The 17,835-nt window shown below is 59.6% G+C and carries 17 protein-coding genes; 15 read left to right on the top strand and 2 right to left on the bottom strand.

From position 1 onward, the window contains the following. Positions 1-519 precede the first annotated feature (519 nt). Positions 520-747: a hypothetical protein gene (locus LCM4577_RS19210; protein ID WP_040972798.1), complete on the top strand. Its 228-nt coding sequence runs from the start codon at positions 520-522 to the stop codon at positions 745-747. On the opposite strand, the gene LCM4577_RS19205 is transcribed toward LCM4577_RS19210, so the two are convergent. After that, entirely contained in the window at positions 706-951 is a 246-nt protein-coding gene (locus tag LCM4577_RS19205; RefSeq protein WP_042646570.1) for a transposase, read from the bottom strand. The two genes, LCM4577_RS19210 and LCM4577_RS19205, sit on opposite strands and share 42 nt — an antisense overlap. Between LCM4577_RS19205 and LCM4577_RS19200 the strand changes: the two genes are divergently transcribed. From LCM4577_RS19200 to LCM4577_RS19150, 11 genes are all read left to right on the top strand, one after another. Further along, positions 880-1,170 carry a hypothetical protein gene (locus LCM4577_RS19200; protein WP_071072872.1) on the top strand — a complete coding sequence of 97 codons (291 nt, stop codon included), beginning with the start codon at positions 880-882 and terminating at the stop codon, positions 1,168-1,170. The two genes, LCM4577_RS19205 and LCM4577_RS19200, sit on opposite strands and share 72 nt — an antisense overlap. Before the next feature lie 457 nt (positions 1,171-1,627). Continuing rightward, on the top strand, positions 1,628-2,911 hold the full coding sequence (locus LCM4577_RS19195; RefSeq protein WP_244508378.1) for a pitrilysin family protein: 1,284 nt from the start codon (positions 1,628-1,630) through the stop codon (positions 2,909-2,911). Further along, positions 2,911-4,296 (top strand): pitrilysin family protein, encoded by a 1,386-nt coding sequence (locus LCM4577_RS19190; RefSeq protein ID WP_042646569.1) that lies wholly within the window; start codon positions 2,911-2,913, stop codon positions 4,294-4,296. The genes LCM4577_RS19195 and LCM4577_RS19190 overlap by 1 nt, the downstream gene beginning before the upstream one ends. A 1,073-nt stretch (positions 4,297-5,369) precedes the next feature. Next, positions 5,370-5,672, top strand: coding sequence for a hypothetical protein (locus tag LCM4577_RS19185; RefSeq protein WP_040972818.1), 303 nt, complete (start codon positions 5,370-5,372; stop codon positions 5,670-5,672). Further along, a complete protein-coding gene (locus tag LCM4577_RS19180) occupies positions 5,669-6,103 on the top strand; it encodes a PIN domain-containing protein (RefSeq protein WP_041005642.1) in 435 nt (144 codons plus the stop codon). Before LCM4577_RS19185 ends, LCM4577_RS19180 begins: the two co-directional genes overlap by 4 nt. A 902-nt stretch (positions 6,104-7,005) precedes the next feature. Next, positions 7,006-8,121, top strand: coding sequence for a Fic family protein (locus LCM4577_RS19175; RefSeq protein WP_041005644.1), 1,116 nt, complete (start codon positions 7,006-7,008; stop codon positions 8,119-8,121). Beyond that, positions 8,108-9,349 carry a hypothetical protein gene (locus LCM4577_RS19170; RefSeq protein ID WP_131803478.1) on the top strand — a complete coding sequence of 414 codons (1,242 nt, stop codon included), beginning with the start codon at positions 8,108-8,110 and terminating at the stop codon, positions 9,347-9,349. The genes LCM4577_RS19175 and LCM4577_RS19170 overlap by 14 nt, the downstream gene beginning before the upstream one ends. A gap of 751 nt (positions 9,350-10,100) precedes the next feature. Then, complete coding sequence (locus tag LCM4577_RS19165) at positions 10,101-10,397, top strand: hypothetical protein (protein ID WP_071072867.1); 297 nt, start codon at positions 10,101-10,103, stop codon at positions 10,395-10,397. Continuing rightward, positions 10,387-10,974 (top strand): type II toxin-antitoxin system VapC family toxin, encoded by a 588-nt coding sequence (locus LCM4577_RS19160; RefSeq protein ID WP_071072865.1) that lies wholly within the window; start codon positions 10,387-10,389, stop codon positions 10,972-10,974. Before LCM4577_RS19165 ends, LCM4577_RS19160 begins: the two co-directional genes overlap by 11 nt. 453 nt (positions 10,975-11,427) lie before the next feature. Next, on the top strand, positions 11,428-11,577 hold the full coding sequence (locus LCM4577_RS19155; protein ID WP_157900475.1) for a hypothetical protein: 150 nt from the start codon (positions 11,428-11,430) through the stop codon (positions 11,575-11,577). 121 nt (positions 11,578-11,698) lie between these two features. After that, positions 11,699-11,911: a cold-shock protein gene (locus tag LCM4577_RS19150; protein WP_041005646.1), complete on the top strand. Its 213-nt coding sequence runs from the start codon at positions 11,699-11,701 to the stop codon at positions 11,909-11,911. 155 nt (positions 11,912-12,066) lie between these two features. Here LCM4577_RS19150 and LCM4577_RS19145 read toward each other — a convergent pair whose 3' ends face one another. Next, complete coding sequence (locus LCM4577_RS19145) at positions 12,067-12,528, bottom strand: MucR family transcriptional regulator (RefSeq protein WP_071072863.1); 462 nt, start codon at positions 12,526-12,528, stop codon at positions 12,067-12,069. A 347-nt stretch (positions 12,529-12,875) separates the two neighbouring features. On the opposite strand from LCM4577_RS19145, the gene LCM4577_RS19140 reads away from it, so the two are divergent. The 3 genes from LCM4577_RS19140 to LCM4577_RS19130 all read left to right on the top strand — a co-directional run bounded on the left by LCM4577_RS19140 (position 12,876) and on the right by LCM4577_RS19130 (position 16,611). Then, on the top strand, positions 12,876-14,528 hold the full coding sequence (locus tag LCM4577_RS19140; protein ID WP_071072861.1) for an MFS transporter: 1,653 nt from the start codon (positions 12,876-12,878) through the stop codon (positions 14,526-14,528). 629 nt (positions 14,529-15,157) lie between these two features. After that, positions 15,158-15,448: a hypothetical protein gene (locus tag LCM4577_RS19135; RefSeq protein ID WP_338012040.1), complete on the top strand. Its 291-nt coding sequence runs from the start codon at positions 15,158-15,160 to the stop codon at positions 15,446-15,448. 275 nt (positions 15,449-15,723) lie between these two features. After that, positions 15,724-16,611, top strand: a complete 888-nt coding sequence (locus LCM4577_RS19130) for a hypothetical protein (protein ID WP_071072859.1) — start codon at positions 15,724-15,726, stop codon at positions 16,609-16,611. The last annotated feature ends 1,224 nt before the right edge of the window (positions 16,612-17,835 follow it).

Raw genomic sequence — 17,835 nt, 5'->3', positions numbered from 1 at the left:
GTATCGACCTGCGCTCAATCAACAGGCGATTTGACCGGCACGCGCCATACGGGGTCCGCCGAGGCAGGCACCAAGCTGCCGTCGTGCAAGCGCAGCCGCAAGCGCGGTCGCGAGCATCCCGGACGAGGCGCTTTTTGTCGCCTACCGCGCGTGGGCTGCAGCCAAGCTGAGCGAGAGTTCGATTGCGCGCGACATAAATAACGGCGCTGCGCAAGTTCAGCCCATGGCTTGACGAGAAGCACCGGGCGTTCGCGAACTTAAGGGCAACCCGGCGGGCGACCACAGCAGCCTAACCGCCTCATGTCCGCCTGCATACTGTTTACGAGCAACGCTAATGTACCGAAAAGCCGTAACCAAGCGCTGGCCCGACCGCTAAATTGAGGCGAGTGATCCGCTCTGCAACTCGGGGCGAGTCATGTACCGGGGTTTCGGATTGGCATCGGTCGTCGCGGAATTGTAAGGGTGGAGCGCTAATCAGAATCGCACGAAGCGCCTGCATTCGATTTTAAGGAAGCTCCTATGCCATTTAGCGGGGAAGTGTTCACTCCCGAGGAAGTCGCGCTGCTTGGCCGCGTGTTTGACCGTACCGGCGTTCCTGCCGAATCCAGAACTGACCGGGAACAGCGGGCGCTCAACATCATCTTTCATTATCGAGCCGGCGTCACCGATGAGGCGGAACTCGAGCAATTGGCGAACAAGGATAGCTTAGCGCGCCAACCGCCAGCCATGGAATCGCCGCCAGATTAGGCCCATTCGTACTGCCGCCCAGGCTGCCCGGCACCATACGCGTCTCGCGCGGCTTCGGAGCCGCTCCTTGCCATCGCTCGAATGGGGCTTTGGCGTCAGTCCAAGCCAGGCGGCGAAGTGGCGGTCCACCGTATGGATGAAGTAGAAGCGCAGCGCCGCACGATGGATGAAGTAGAAGCGCAGCGCCGCACGATGCCTGTTCATGGCCTGGATCTGAATGCCGTCATCTTCCTGCCCGACCTGGAACCGGCGCAGATCGTCCGCTGTCGCCGTGTCCGGCGACCGGCCAAGAGGGTCGTGAACCGTCCGACATCGCGGAGGTGGTTGCGCTGCGTCTCCTGGCTGAACTGGCGCGAGATCATGTCGTCGATCAACCGCTGCTGCAGCGGACCGGCCGCAAGGCGTCTGGCCTGCTACCCGTAAGCACCGCCAAAGCAGCTCCGGTTCGGAGGGGCAGTATCCATTTGGTGGTACTCTCGCCTCGATCTAGGTTGGCACGGTGACCCAACCGACGCTGCGGAAAGGTGGAGAGACCGTGTCCGCTACCGCCGGCCAAATACATGAGCGAAACCGCACCAGCATGCTGTCCCCCCGGCGTGAACGGAAACGTGCTGAACCACCACTCCCTTACAATCGCATCGGCTAAGGCTGGGGAGTGAAACCCGACAATGTCCGACAACCGACATGGTCGGTTTGGGTGCGGATGCGTTGCCCGAAAGTAATTTCTGCTTGGCACGTTCTATGCTTACCCGATCTGTCGAACGCGTGGCACACCAAGGAGCAAAACAGATTCATGACGATGTCCGCTGCAAACCCCGGCGGCTGGGTTTCCAAGACCCTGCTGGTAACCATCTTAGTCTTCACGGGGATCAGGTCGCCAATGGCCGGCGAATGGTCGTCATCCGAATTCCTGCTCCGCAATGGCATGGAAGTGGTCGTCATTCCTGACCATCGCGCGCCAGTCGTCACCCACATGGTCTGGTACAAGGTCGGCAGTGCCGACGAGCCGCCCGGCAAATCCGGCATCGCCCATTTCTTCGAGCATCTGATGTTCAAGGCAACCGCGAATCACACTGCCGGCGAGCTTGATCGCACGGTGTCYGAGATCGGCGGCTCCAAGAATGCCTTTACCTACTATGACTACACCGCTTTCCACGAGACGGTGCCGCCCTCGGCGCTCGAGCAGATGATGGGTTTTGAGGCCGACCGCATGCGCAACCTCATCCTCACCGATGACGTCGTCAAGACCGAGCGCGACGTGATCCTGGAGGAGCGCCGCTCGCGCATCGACAATAATCCGCAGGCGGTGCTCGAAGAGGAGGTCGATGCCACACTCTGGCAGAATCAGCCCTACCGAATTTCGGTAATCGGCTGGATGCAGGAGATGGAACAGCTGAACCGAGAGGACGCGAAGGCGTTTTACGACGTCTACTACCACCCAAACAACGCGGTTCTGGTGGTGGCGGGCGATGTCGATCCCGACGCCGTGAAGGCAATGGCCGAAAGGACCTACGGCAAGATCGTGCGCGGACCGGATCTGCCGCCGCGCATCCGCCCGATCGAACCGGAGCAGAACACCAAACGCATCGTCACGCTCACCGATGCGCGCGTGTCGGTGCCGAGCTTTTCGACGCAATGGGTTGTGCCATCCTATCATACGGCCAAGCCCGTCGAGGCCGAGGCGCTCGATCTTCTGGCCGAGATCCTGGGCGGCGACCATCACAGCCGCCTCTATCAGCAGCTCGTCGTCAAGCAGGGTATCGCTTCCACTGCCGGCGCCTATTTCCAGAGCACCATGCTCGACAACACCAACTTCACCGTCTATGGCGCGCCGCGCGGCGATGCCAAGCTTGCCGATGTCGAGGCGGCCGTAGACGCCGAGATCGCCCGCATCGTCAAGGACGGCGTGACCGGCGACGAGTTGGAGCGCGCCAAGACGCGCTATGTCCGCTCGATGATCTTTGCCCGCGACAAGCAGAAAGACATGGCCAACATGTATGGCTCGACGCTCGCCAGCGGCGGCAACGTGAAGGACGTCGAGGAAAGGCCCGAGCGCGTCCGCAAGGTCACCGCGGAGCAGGTGAAGCTAGTGGCCGCCCGCTACCTGGTGCTCGACCATTCGACCACCGGCTATCTCTTGCCGCAGCAACAGGTGGGGAATTGATGATGACCCTTGCCCTTGAACGGATGAGCAGTGTTCCTTCCCCTGAAAAGCGAGAAGGAAAGGTCTGCCGCGCCATCGCCACCGTGTGCTTTGCCCTGTTCTTCCTGCAGCTGCCGGCGCTTGAAGCGCGCGCCGAGATGAACTTCCAGGAGGTCAAGTCGAAGAAGGGCGTCACCGCCTGGCTAGTGGAGGACCATTCGATACCGCTGATCGCCCTCCGCTTCGTTTTCGATAGCGGCAGCGCCCAGGACCCCGCCGGCAAGGAGGGTCTGGTCAATCTGATGACCGGCCTGTTCGACGAAGGCGCCGGCGACCTAGACAGCGACGCCTTCCAGCAGAAGCTCGACGATGCCGGCGCCGAAATGAGTTTTCAGGCAGCGTGCGATGGCACCTACGGCTCGATGCGCATGCTGTCGGAGGAGAAAGACGAGGCCTTCGAGCTGCTGCAGCTGGCGGTCAACAGCCCGCGCTTCGACCAGGCGCCGATCGACCGCATCCGCAGCCAGATTCTCTCCGGCATCCTCGCCAACGAGCGCGATCCCAACACGGTGGCGCAGCAGCGTTGGCTGCGCGCCATCTATGGCCAGCATCCCTATGCGCGGCCGGGCGAGGGCACCAAGGAAAGCTTGGCCACCATAACCGCCTCCGACATCAAGACTTTCCGCAAGGCCAGTTTCGCCCGCCGCGGCCTGCATGTGGCTGTTGTCGGCGACATCGACGCTGCGACACTGAGCGGCAAGCTGGACGAAGTATTCGGGGACCTGCCGCAGGTGGATACGCTCGCCCCCGTGGCCGACGTCACGCCCAGGCTCGGCCAGCAGTTGGAGGTGAATTACGACCTGCCGCAGACCTCGCTGCAGCTCGCCTGGCCCGGCGTGAAGCCCAGCTCACCCGACTTCTACGCCGCCGTGCTGATGAACGAGATCCTCGGCGGCTCGCCGTTCACCTCGCGGCTCTTCGAAGAAGTGCGCGAGAAACGCGGTCTCGCCTACGGCGTCAGCTCCCGTCTGATCGACCATGAGCATTCCCATGCGCTGGTGGTGGCGACTGCGACACGCTCCGACCGCGCCGCCGAGACGCTTGCCATCGTGCGCAAGGTAGTGAAGGAGATGGCCGAGAAGGGGCCGACCGAGGAGGAGCTCGCGGCGACTAAGAAATACCTGATCGGCTCGTTTGCGATTAACCACCTCAAGTCTTCAGATTCGATTGCGGCGACACTGGTCGGGCTGCAGCGCGACAATTTCGCCATGGATTATATCAAAAATCGCGCTGCGCTGATCGAAGCAGTATCTCTAGAGGATGTCAGGACGGAGGCTAGGAAGCTTCTGTCGGCCGACCCGACCGTCATGATCGTCGGGCCACCGCTCACCGATATTAAAGGATGAGCGGCAGCTTCCATGCTGGTTAGCAAGGCACCGAATCGCTTGAGCTTGCATCGCCTATTTCCTCGCGCTAATGCCACCGCCTTTCTGTCTAGGCGTAGCTTAAAAGAAATTGCGGCGCACGCGATCCTCGCGGCCCGCAAAGATAAGTCGAGTTGTGGCGTCTGGAGCTGACGCTCCGACATCGTAGATCGGCCACTTCCGATTGCTTAAAACCGAGGCACAGCCGTTCCGACGTCGGCTTGCCACGCAGCATTGACTGACTTTGAGCACAGAGCGCTGATTCCAGCGTCGCCTCGTCGGCTGGTGTCGTCCCGCACCCTGGCGTTGGGCCGATCCGGCGCCAGACTGCAGGACTTCCCCAGGCTGCCGGAATGGGCCAGTTGCCGGAGCGGGCGCTGCAGCGCATCGGCTGGCGCTCGGCGCAACGCAATGGCTCGAAGACGACCATATCGCGGCCGATTACGCTGCGCATGGCGGGGAACTGCACAGGGCCAATTCCGACATCGCCGCCCGGACCCGCTTGGTGGAGCCTCCAGTGGCCCGTCCCTTGCGCCTGGCCTTGGACGCTGCCGATGCGGCGGACGCTTTGCGCGGCGTTCTTGGCGACGGCAGGGCCGATTTCGTCTTCCTTCCCGTCAACAATGCTTGAGGCCACTCGGGCGCTGGCCGCACGCCTGGCCGAGGGCGAACGGCCCTGATCCAGCTGCTGCACCTCGACACCTTCGTCGCCGACCGGCAGGCCCTGCAGCAATCGCCTGGGCGCTTATATCGACGGGTCAACGAGGCATGCCGCGACTGCTGGCCCGGCCGCTCTTTGCCCCGCCCCGCTGATGAGCCGAACCGGAGTGTCGGCGAGTCCGCAGCGGCGGGGCACGGGTCGACCATCCTCGTAGCAATGATTTTTTTGTGATCGCCTCCATGAATGAGGGGCGTCTTCCCACGGTGGCACGCTCCCAGCGTCCCAAATGCCTTGGATGGTCCATCTTTATTTACAGTGGTCGAGAACACGTCCACCAGCCTTGCGCTCCAAAGAAAACACGGCTATATATCTGGATATAGAACGGAGGCACGCGATGAGCAACGCTGCGCAGAAGAGAGCCCTCGAAAACTACCGGTCCCGCCTGACCGAGCGAGGTATCGCGCGGTTCGAAATCCAGGCGCTCGACGCCGACCGCGATCTACTCCGATCCCTTGCCCGGAAATTGACGGAGGAAGGTCCAGAAGCCGGGCAGCTTCGCCGGACCATACAGAAGGCGGTGGCGGGGGAGCCTCCGAAAGCTGGGGGCATTCTCGCGGCTTTACGTCGCTCACCTCTTGTTGGCGCGGATCTCGACCTCAGCCGGCCGCAAGAAGAGGGGCGTAAGGTCGAGCTTTGACCCGCTACCTTCTTGATACCAACATCATTAGCAACGTAATTAAGCCAAAGCCGTCGCACTCGCTGCTATCATGGATGGGCGCGCAGAAAGACGACGACCTCTTCATTGCTTCGCTTACCGTGGCCGAAATCCGTCTAGGCATCTTGGAGAAACCGAAAGGCAGGAAGCGGAGCACCCTTGAAGCTTGGTTCGCCGGCCCCGAAGGCCCGCAAGCGCTGTTCGCCGGTCGCGTCCTGCCGTTTGACGAGAAAGCTGGCCTCGTCTGGGCCAGTCTTATGGCTGGTGGGAAGGCGAAGGGACGCCCCAGAAGCGCGCTCGACACCATCATCGCTGCGATCGCCGAGGCCAATCACTGCGTCGTCGTGACAAACAATGAAAAGGACTTCGAGGATGTTCAGATCATCAATCCGCTCCGCAGCTCTGGGAGTTAGGAGGTATACAGGCGATTCACTTTACCTTGAGGATTTCAGCGGCACCGAGTTCGAACACCTCGTGCTACCATCTTTGCGATGGCTGGACTGATCTCGCTTGCTTCGGCCGGACCGGAGGCGACCAAGGGCGCGACATCATCGGCACACGTCCGTTTGAGGACGAGCCGGACGAACGCACTGTCATTCAAGCGTCAATCGCGGCAGCCTGACTCAAGCAAAGGCCGAGAAGGAAAGGGGAAACGGATAGGGTGGGGCGGAACATCGGCGGGTCTGTGGCGGGCCTGTAGTGACTCGACATTGCTAAGGATCAGACTTGGGGAGAGCCTTTACTCCCGCACCGTGTGCGACAGGGCATGATCTCGCTTGGATGCACCAGTCGCTTCAAGATCCCTATCTACCACGCGATAGTTCGGTTCGAGCCCGCCGGCGCCTATCATCGACGACCTGTTCCGTTGCGCCTGCTTGAGCGTTGCCCTCCGAAGGCGAAGGTCACAAGTTCGAATCTTGTCGGGTGCGCCATTTTTATAAGGTGAAACAGGCGATTAGCAAGGCCTCTTTTCCGCGAAAAGCGGGAGGGAAACACGTCACGGAAGCACCACGGAAGCAGTCGGACGTGTGTTCGGGGTTACCCTAAGAGGATCACTGTCGAGTCATCGCCCGTTGCCCGCCAGTGTACCAGTGGTTGCGGCGGGGCCATGGTGTATCTCGGTGTTCTGGTCAGAGTAGCGGGTCTGGCCGCTGTGGCTTTTCCTGCGGGCGGTACTTGCCCGCGTTGCCGCCAGCGTCCAGTGTCTTTCAGCCCGTATTCGGCATCGCCGCCGCATACCGGCTGAGGCATAGATAAGATTGCTATAGCTCACATTTTTCGCTATTACGAGTTATAGAAAGGCGCTCTATAGCTCATGGCATGGAATTGGGAGCAGGCCGACTGGCCGCATTTTACCTATGACAAGATGGCACTGGACCCGCTGGAAAGCGAGTTCCTATTGCGATCGGGCGAGTTCCTGGGCGTGTTTCGCCATGTCGGCCCCGATGACCGCGACCAGATACGCATCGATCTAATCAGCGAAGAGGCCTTGAAGACATCGGAGATCGAGGGGGAGTATCTCAACCGGGCAAGCCTGCAATCATCCTTGCGGCAGCAGCTTGGGCTCGGAGGCGAGAACAGGCGCATCCCGCCCGCCGAGCGGGGCATCGCCCAAATGATGGCCGACGTGTATCTGCATTTTGCCAACCCGCTTTCGCACCGCACGCTCTATGCTTGGCACAAGATGGTGATGTCCGGCGAGCGGCGCATCGGGACGATCGGCAACTATCGCCAGCATGCTGATGCCATGCAGATCGTCTCTAACCGGCTGGACAAACCCAAAGTGCATTTCGAGGCGCCGCCCTCATTGCGCGTGAAAGCCGAGATGGAGGCCTTTACCATTTGGTTCAACGATACCGCGCCCAAGGGCAAGACTCCGCTTCCCGCGCTCACACGCGCTGGTATCGCGCACCTTTATTTCGAGAGCATCCATCCGTTCGAAGACGGCAACGGCCGCATAGGACGTGCCCTTTGCGAAAAGGCGCTGGCGCAAAATCTGGGCGAGCCGAGCCTTATCGCCCTGGCCTACACGATCGAGCGTCGCCGCAAGGCCTATTACGATCGTTTGGAGGCCAGCAACAAAAACAACGCAATCACCGATTGGCTGATCTACTTCGCCAGCACGATCCTAGAAGCGCAGCGCGTAACGCTCGCCCGCGTCGAATTCTCCGTTGCCAAGGCCAAGTTCTACGAGCACCACCGGGGTCAGTTCAACGAACGCCAGGAAAAAGCCGTCGCCCGGATGTTCCGGGAAGGTATCTACGGCTTTAAAGGAGGCCTCAGCGCCGAGAATTATATCGCCATCACTCAGGCATCCCGCGCCACGGCAACAAGGGACTTGCAGGACTTGGTGGCTAAAGGTGCGCTAACAAAAACCGGTGAACTCCGGCACACACGTTATACGCTGAATATTCGCGATGATCGCGCGTAAGTCCCATCAGCGAATGAAGAGGAAGACTGTTGAAGAACCTGCTTGCCTCAATATCGGCGAATGGCGAGCAGCTACCCGGCAGGAAGTAGTGGAATGGATTACGCGCGAAAGGAAATCTAAGAAAAAGAAAGGCGGCGCCATTCTCGCGGTTCGGTCGCGGCTCAGGCCGGTAGACATCTACTGTTATCTGAAGGCTCGCTTTGGCGAACCGAACGGTTTTCAAAACTTCCTGCGCAAGGATGACAGCGATAACTGGATACACTTGGACTACAACCTCAAGGCCGGCCAGACCGACGTGTATATCTGCGGCATGTCGCGCGAAGTTCATATCATGGTCGGCGATGCGCTCACGCACAAGCAGTGGCGGGACCTGATTGTCGGCATCAGAAATGATTATGCGAGAATCGGCCCGCAGAAATCCGCGGTGCTGCAAAGCCTGGAAAAATTCGTCGTCTTTCAGAATAAGTTCGTCAGTATCGCAGGCCTGTGCGCCGATTTGCACGCAGCCATTCTTGATGCTCCGGCAAAGACGGCTTTTCCGAAAAGATCGCCGACTGCCAAATCGCGGCTGAAAACTTTAGAAAGAGCCATGCAAGGCGTATCCGCACGCGCAAACGATCTCTTTGGCAACTGTCTAAAGCTCCACCTTCTGATGCCGTTTATGGCCGAGGCCTTCATCAATATGGTGATCCTCATGTTCACGCGCGATGAAATCCGAAACGCCCCGGAAGCCTATCAGGCCTTTATACGGGCCAAGATCCCTGACCGCCTCGCGCTGCTCAGCCAGCATTGCGATGGCTTTGCACGCGATGTCGACAAAAGCACCAACGCTTATGCGCATTTCATGCGCGTAATCGACAAGAGAAATTTCGCATTGCACGGTAATGTCGATCCTATCCGCGAGCAGATCGAGGTGGTCTATTTCGACGGCAGGCGCCCGCTCTTCAATACGCCGGGAAACCATGTCGAAAGGTTCTTCGAGCATCTCGAAGCGATTCATCGGCCCGAAGAGGTCGTGTCGGATTACGAGGCCGTTCACGCATTTCTGTGGGAAATTTCGGAATGCGTGAAGCCTCGCACGGAGGCGTTCTTCAAGCAGGTCATTGAGGATGCATATCCCGGCTTCGAAGTGCATAGGAAACGGGCTACCCGTATCCTGCCCGACCATGTGATGATGGGTATGATGCCAAGTATGCTCTACGACGACGACCTCGATGTTAAGTGGTGAGCGAGGAGAGCGTATTCTTTGGCCCAATAGCCCGAACCTGACACAAGAATTAGCGCGACATGACAAACATGATTGGAACGCCCAGGGCGACCAAAGACGCGCTCTCTCCAAAATATATTCGACGACTTGCGTCTTCTCGCGCAGATCGCCGGGGCCTTGCATGATATTTCTGCCATCATGTATCGCGATTGGATCGTTGCTATTGACTTGCGAGAAGGCAAGGTCGCCGACGATCCAGAAATGCGCCCCAACCTCCGCCATCGGTCTCAGTTCTTCCGCTTCCTGAAAGCGGACAGGTAACTTCGTTAGTTTGGAGGTGGCGACAGGGCCAAAAGCGAACGTTCATCAGCGCTCTGAATCGATGACTTGACCGGGATCGGGCGAACGGCCCGAGATAGCTCAGGCCGTTCGCTTCAGTCGACATGGACACGATCGCAAGACTGTTGAGCGAAAGCGGCTTCAAGATCGGCGACAGTGGCGCTGTCGGGGTCAAGAATCTGAATTATGTCCGGGCCATAGCGGCTTGATCGCCGTGCAGGTGTGCACTCTCGCCTCGATCAGCCCGCGACTTCGCCTGCGCCGACCAGCGCCGGCGCTGCGGCTCGCCTCCAGGCGGTTCGGAACCGACTCAAGGACATGAAAACTTCTATCAGCAGTCCTAGGCGCAGACATAGAAATTGACACCGTAAGCGAGTGCTCCTTGCAAATGTGTTGAACGTAAGCTACGTTATGTTCAACACAGGAGGTTGGCATGGGTGCTCAAATCCATACTGCTGCAGACAGCGAAGCAAAGGTCGCGCTGACCCGTAACAAGCTCGTCCTTGAGCAGGCGAGGGCCATTGGTCTGCTCGGCTCTGCTAAGAACACGCGTTTGTCGGGGCGTGTACCGTCGGACCTGATCGCCGCGGCCAAGAAGCGCGCCCACGTCACTTCGGACACCGAGTTGTTGGAGCTTGCGCTGTCGCGCCTGGCGCTGGAGGACGATTTCGGGGCTCGTCTCGTCAAGCGCAAAGGCAGTATTCCCTCGGATATCGACCTTGGGATTTGATCTTTCCGAAACTCTGCGAGCACTCAAGCCCCAGAAACGCCAGGGAACGCTCGCGCGCCGGGCGGATGACGATCTGCCATGGAGCGACGACGAACCGATTATCGGCGGTCCATTGTTTCTGGACACCACCGTCTATCTGGATGTTCTGCAGGGTCGATCGCCGGCAGGGGTGGATACGCTTTTAACGTATAGGCTATGCCACCATTCGGCGGTGATCCTTTCCGAGTTGACACACGTGTTCGGCCGACTGGATCCGAAGCATACCTCTACGAAGGCTGTTCTGGAAACGATCCAAGCCACGATCGCGGACGTACCGGAGCACAGACTTCATGCCCCAGATACTGCCATTTGGGGGCAAGCCGGCATCCTCGCTGGTCTGCTCTTCCGAATGAGCAATTTGCCAAAGGGCGAAGGTCACGAACGCAAGTTCCTCAACGACGCTCTGGTTTTCCTGCAGGCACGGCAACTGGGTGCAAGCGTACTCACGGGAAACATCCGGGACTTCGACTTTCTTTCCCAACTCGTTCCGACAGGGCGCATTGTTCTGTACCGCACCCCAACGTCGCGATCCGTATGAATTGGGGATGGTTCAGATCGTTCTAGATGACACCAGTACGGCGCATTGCCGCCATTCCAAATGGTTGGAAACGGTCAAGTCGAGCCACCTCCGATGGAAAACGTCCCCTATTGCCACCCAAAGACGTGAAGCTGCCATTCGGTTTTCGGCCCGTCTCGGTCGTTCGGCGGGCAACCGTTGAGATCGCGCTCCTTCGATCGTCGAAGCCGTTGCGACCGTCGCGCTGCACCAGGCGCTCTCCTTAATCGCACAGGAGGGCGGGCTTTGCGCTGATCGCCTTTTCGAAGCGTAATGCTCGGTTGGTCCGCTTTCCGCTTTGGGAAAGGGCGATTACATAGAGCTGCTGCGCGGCATGGCTTCGGCGGACAATCGGCTGCTGGAGCAGGCGCCGGATGGTACGACCATGCTAGGGAAATCGGGGAGCAGCCTACGGCTGGCCGCGACTTTTACGCCGTGTTTTCGACGGACGAGGAGTGGCGGATCGTCTGCGGCGGGCGCACCCTTGGCGCCATCCCGATCTCGAACCCGGCCGCCGTCGAAGTCGTGATCGCGTTCGCGGGGCAGCGCTGGCGCATCGCCGTTCAGGCTCCTATCCGCTCTTGATCGTTGATCTTCCTGATCGATCCAAGGTCTTGCGATTTGTCCTTTTTGCTGCGCCTATCCCCAAGTCAGGTGTTAACTGTCTTGCGCAGACCAACGCTGCAACCGATACGAAGGAGAATTCATGGCCACCGGGACTGTAAAATGGTTCAACAGCACGAAGGGTTACGGATTTATCCAGCCCGATGGAGGTGGCGCTGATGTGTTCGTTCACATTTCCGCCGTGGAGCGTGCGGGTCTTTCGACACTCGTTGATGGGCAAAAGGTCAAATACGAGATCGAGCAGGACCGCCGCACCGGGAAATCCTCAGCCGGCAGTCTCAGCAAAGCAAGCTGACTGGCTCTTGCACATGTATACGAGCCGAGGGCGAGCGCGGCGCCCGCAGACGAACTCCTGCGGGGACATGATCGGCAGAAGCCCTGGACAAGCTGTGGAACACAGAGCGAAAGGCGGGTGACCCCCGCCTTTCAAGTCAGTACGCCGAACAACGATCAGCCCACGCCGTTTTTGCGGGACCTCTTTGCAGGGGCAGCCTGCTTTGTCTGATCAGGCTTTCGACCGAGCCCCAAGGTCTTGGCTAAAGCAGAGCGAGCCGCGGCATAATTCGGGGCAACCATCGGGTAGTCTGCGGGCAGGCCCCACTTGGCGCGGTATTCGTCAGGCGTGAGGCCATGGTGGGTCGCGAGATGCCGCTTCAGCGACTTGAACCTCTTCCCGTCCTCCAGGCTGATGATGTAGTCGGGCGTGACCGATTTCTTGATGGGAACGGCAGGCGGGCGGGCTTCGGGCTCCGCGACYGGGGCGCCCAGCGTGCCCTTCAACGCGGCATGCACCTGGTCGATCAGGCCCGGAAGCTCGCCAACGGGGACCGGATTGTTCGACACGTACGCCGACACGACGTCCGCGGTAAGCTCTATGAGAGCGGCAGTATTGTTCTCGACTTCTTCTGTCACGGAGTGCTCCTGGTTGGGGTGACGTAGGCAAAGAAGCGCTTCATTAATGAAGCCAGCTACAGAACGCAATGAATGTTGTGTGAGGTCTCTCCTCAATACCGGCTTCTCCAACCGACACCAAGGCATACGCGCTAGTCACACCTTAAACATGTAGCAGAACGGTTCATTGGCCCTACGGCCCTCGATGGACAGGTATGCCGCCAGAACATTCCGTCTTAGCTTTGGAGCAGCCAACGAAAATTACTTCGGTTCAGCACTTATAATGCCCTGATCCTGCCACTCTCCAGAGGCAATTGCGCCGAGGAGAAGTCTCCAACTAACCCTGCACGAACAGAGAGGGTTGCCAAATGAGCAGGGCGGCGCGCACGGACGCGGCTTCGGTTTCGTCGGCGACATTCGCGCCGCTGGAGAACCCCACGTTTCGCGCAATCTGGCTCGCGGCACAGCTGTCCGGTCTGGGCTGGCTGTTTCAGACGGTTGCGGTCAGTTGGTTGATGGCGACTATCTCGACATCGGACGTAATGGTGGCCCTGGTGCAGACCTCAACGACGTTGCCCGTTTTCATCCTTTCGATCTTCGCCGGGGCCATCGCCGATAATTTCAGCCGCCGCACCGTCATGGCGCTGGGCTGGTGCGTGATCGCTGTGTCGTCGATCATGTTGACCGCGCTTGTCGGGCTAGGATTCTACAATCCWTGGCTGATCCTCGCCTTCAGCTGCCTGGCCGGATGCGGCGCTGCCTTCACTGATCCGGCCTGGCATGCTTCCGTCGGAGACATCCTGCGAAAGCGCGAAGTTCCGGCCGCGGTCACGCTGATTTCGGTAGGCTACAATGCCATGCGAAGCATCGGTCCGGCGCTCGGCGGCGTTGTAGTCGCCTCCTTCGGACCACTCACGGCTTTTGCACTGGCGACGCTAACCTATGTGGCAATGCTGTGGGCGATAGGACTCAATAAATGGAACGGTCGCTCTTCGCCTCTTCCCCGTGAGCCATTGACCACCGCCATTCACGATGGTGCCCGGTTCACCGCGCTGTCAGGTGAGATCAAGGCGGCAATCGCGCGTGGAACTCTGTTCGGACTGACGAGCATTTCCATCCTCGCGCTACTGCCTCTCGTTGCTCGCGACCAACTCGACGGAGGGCCGATCGCCTATGGTGTCCTGATGGCCGGATTTGGCGTGGGCGCCTTGTGCGCCGGCATTTCCAACAACGCGCTGAGACGGGCGCTGTCACAGGAGCGGCTGACGACGCTCGCATGCATCGCCTGCGCCGCCTGCTGCCTGGCGCTTGCCTTCACGCCTTCGCTGGTTGTGGCGGCTATCGCCTTGACGCTGGGAGGTGCGGGCTGGGTCGTCACCTGGACGGGGCTTGACGTCAGCGTACAACTGTCGAGCCCGCGGTGGGTGGTTGGCCGCACGCTCTCGATCTACTCGGCCCTCTCGTCGGGAGGCGTCGCGGCCGGAAGCTGGCTGTGGGGCGTGGTGGCCGAAAACTATTCGCTCGCCCTGGCGCTGGAGATCTCTGCGGGCGCTCTCTTGTTGGTCGCCGCCACCGGATTGCTGCTCCCGATCCGCCAGTGGAAAGAGGCCGACCAGGATTCACTTGGCTTTGAAACGCCAGCGCTCGCCCTCGACCTGAAGTCGAGAAGCGGCCCGATTGTCGTCAAGATCGAGTACCCGATACCAGAGGCCAACGTCGAAGCTTTCCTGGACCTGATGCGGGAACGCCGACGGGTGCAGAGCCGGGCCGGCGCCCGGCACTGGAACCTCCAGCGCGACCTCCAGGAACCCTCGCATTGGACGGAGACATTCCACACGCCGACCTGGATGGACTACCTTCGCCTCAACCATCGCCTAACCGCGGAGGACAAGGAGGTGGATCAGCGCCTCCTCGAACTGCAGGCGGGAGATCTGCCGCCCCGCACGAGGCTTGCGATCGAGCGGCCGACCGGGGCACCGCGAAGGCGGGAGCAGTCGGGGAGCTTCTTTTTCCGACGGTGATCTAGTCTCGATTTGGTAATCGCTAACTGCTCGAAGCGCAGGCATCATGAAGGACGGCAAAGGCCGCCGCGAAGTTCCATGGAGATAGAGCGCGGCGGGATCGATATCCGCAGCTCTACAAGCCGAACAGTGGTGCCAACGACGCGCACGCTGCGGTCCCGCGCCGAAGCGCCGCCGGGCGCTCCGCGTTGCCGTCGTATGTCGCTCAAGTTTTAGACAGATCAGCGAAACACAACGGGCAGACCAGTCAATCGGCTGTCCATTCAATTCAATTCTGCGGGGTGTTCAGCTGGCGTGGCTGCGGGCCGCGTTGCGGGCGCGTTCCGGTTCTCGCTCCAGATCGATGCCTAGATTAGATCCCGACGGATTTTTCGATTGTACATGCAAGAGACACGAATTCCTTCGTGCTTTCCCACTGCGGGTAACGCCATCTGTGCCAACAAGAGCATTAAGGACGCTTCGGTTTGGGGGAATGTTCCCCGGCTTGGCCGCTGCCTGATTCGGCATCGTGCTTGCCGTTGCCGGCGAGTGCAACTGCGCCGGAGCCTGGTCCTGAAGTACCCAGACCATCAGCCTCATCTTCGCCACCCTCCTAAAATACCGGACACCGAGATTTGATCGGAGTTTGTATGATGATTAGATTCGTTGTTGCGGCAGGTGCCTTGGCGCTGGTCGGCTCGCTCGCCATTCCGGCGGCGGCGCAAGAGACGTTCCATGGCTACGACTGCACGGATGATTGCTCCGGGCATGAGGCCGGCTACAGTTGGGCGRCAAGGAACGACATCAGTGACGAACGAGATTGCAACGGCGACAGCCAATCTTTCAATGAAGGCTGCCAGGCGTATGTCGAAGAGCAGGCGAATAATGCAGGTCGGAACCAGCCCGACGATGAAAACGAGGACGAGGATAGCGACGAATAGGGATAAGCTCGAGCTGTCTCTTAGTGCATTACGGTCAAGGCTGTCAGGCACGTGCCCAGCGGCAAGCTTCGAAACGGCGTCTCTGCTCAAGCGCAGAGCAGATTGGAGCAGTCGACGGAATCGGATCGTTCGTGCTGCCGCGGAATCAAGACGAAACCGTCAGATGCCGCATCTGTTGTGGCGCGCGTCAGCAGTGTCCAGCCCTGGGATGTAATCTGCTACTGTGCCCGCCCATGCCGATTGGACGATTCAACGCAAAGGCCGGGGGACACCCAGTGGGAATCAGAAAGCTCTGGCGAGACTCTATCGCGGCGTTCCGGGCAGGACGGGCGGGCGGAGAAGCGCTACGGGAATTTCAGGACGAACAAGAGATTCAGCGGCTCGGCGCCCAGTGGGGCAAGGCCAAGACACCTGCCGAGCGGGAGGCCGCCGGCTTAGAGGCCGTCAAATATGTGATCTATGGAGCTAAAGGTGAGTCCAGAGGGCCCCATTTAGCTGAAGAAGAAGAACTGCAATGGTCGGACAACCCCGGCGCGCGCGAAGCCTATCTGGTCAAAAGATGGAACAATCCATATTTTGGGCCGTCCAGGCGAGCAGTTTCGACAGAAGAGCTTTCCGAAGCTAGGAAGACCGATCGCGACAAGTTCCTGGTCGCGCAGAACTCGTTGTCCGGTCTAGCAAAGGAAATTGGGGAACTGCCCTCGCCAATGACAGTCGGCGACCTGCATAAAGCCCGGCAAAGCCTCGATGAACTCATCCAATTTGCCGTGAGCGTCGGCGGGGCAGCCAAAGAGGTGGCGGTAAAGGCTGACCAAATCCGCGATGCGGTCGTCTTAGCCATACGTGAGGCGTTTTCAGGTGACACGGAAAAGTTAGAAAAGATTGAGAGGGCGGATGCCTATCACAAGGACCATGTCCGAAAATTCCATTTGCCGATCGTGGCCGGTATCATCGGCATTGAGAGGATCATCCCTGATGACGAGCTGGTTCCGGCGCTCGTTTCCGAAGATCCGGCCACAATTTCAATTCTCCTTGATCTACTGCCCGAGGACGACCGCGTGGTGATGCAGGCAGCCGCTATGAAGCTGATCCTAAGGGTTCTGGAGGAAGGCTACATCGATCCCCAGCTCGACAAAAAGCTGGCCGTTCTTGCGCGTGAATAACCTGCAGGCGAGATCGATCGAGTCCAGCCGATCCGAATCCCAAGTAAAGCCCGAGGGTTGAAGGCGACCCGATTGACGCTACCCTCTACAGCAAGAACCACCAGATCTCCCGATGGGACTAATCTATCCTGTCTCAAACGAAAAGAGACACGGCGAGGTATGCGCTGCACAGGACTAAAACGAGCGGCTCCAAGCCTGTTGCGAGCATTGCGAGAAGACTGGGATCAGACATGGTCTATAGCGCAGACTAGCCTACACCCATTGCGAAGCGGCTCAGAGGTCATCCGGCTTGAGGCTGCATAGGATGGGGCGGCAAAAAGGCCTGTGATCGACAAAAAACCAACCGTTGCAACTAAAACCTTTTCGGGGTTGCCCTGGTGTGCTGGATTGGTTATTGCGCACCTGCGGCTCGGTTAGCTCTGTCCCACCTCGGCTTGAAGCGCGTCGGGGACCTCCTGGGAGGATGAGCAAACCGGGCCGCCCCCCGTTTCAAGGTCGTTGAAAAGCTCTGTTATAGGGCCAGAAAGCGGCTTGGGCTCTAGCGGGGGTGCACCAGGGCTACCGGCCTAGCCGACGAGCTTTAAGCAGTAGCAACGCTGGCCGATTCGCATGTTTATCAGAGTTCGCCGTCTCGGCACCATGCGAACGCAAGAATGCCGTTCATAGCCATGCCACCGTGACTTTCCCGCGCGCCGCGCTGCCGTATGTCCTCCTCCAAGTTCCGGAAGCATCGCTTTCTATTCCGATGCAGTCCTTCAGGATCGAATACGACCGTGGCTGACGCGTGCGACCTGATTACAGTACGGTCCCGGTCCTAACGTACTCGCGTCGGTCACACCGTTCGCACGTCAGTTCAGTCGGCCTTTGTCCCTTGGCCAAATGCAAGGGTCTGCTCCGGCGGCTCTCAGATTCTGCTCAGCTGTCATAGCGCGTCAGTTTGTTGTCAGGTCAGCCAAGCTAAGTTCCGCCTCAAGGGAGCAATGGTTGTTAGGTGATGTTGAAGGTGATTGCGACCTCCCGACTGCGAGCGAAAGGTATTTGAGCGTCGGCCCGGCCAAGGGCCTGCTCGATTTACCGACCGGACAAGGTGCTTCCTTCAGAGCTCCCGGGTTCGGTGCCCTAGGCGCGCTTTGGGATTCCTGAGCGGCGGCCATGTTGGCTCGCCTGTCGTTGCTCCACACACTTTAGGCGATGCGTTGTTGCCTGGATCGGAGACGAAACATG

It is taken from the genome of Mesorhizobium sp. LCM 4577 (assembly GCF_001854795.2).
Classification (GTDB): domain Bacteria; phylum Pseudomonadota; class Alphaproteobacteria; order Rhizobiales; family Rhizobiaceae; genus Mesorhizobium; species Mesorhizobium plurifarium.
Note: the sequence above shows the minus strand (reverse complement) of the source record. Positions and strands in the feature narration are given on the sequence as shown.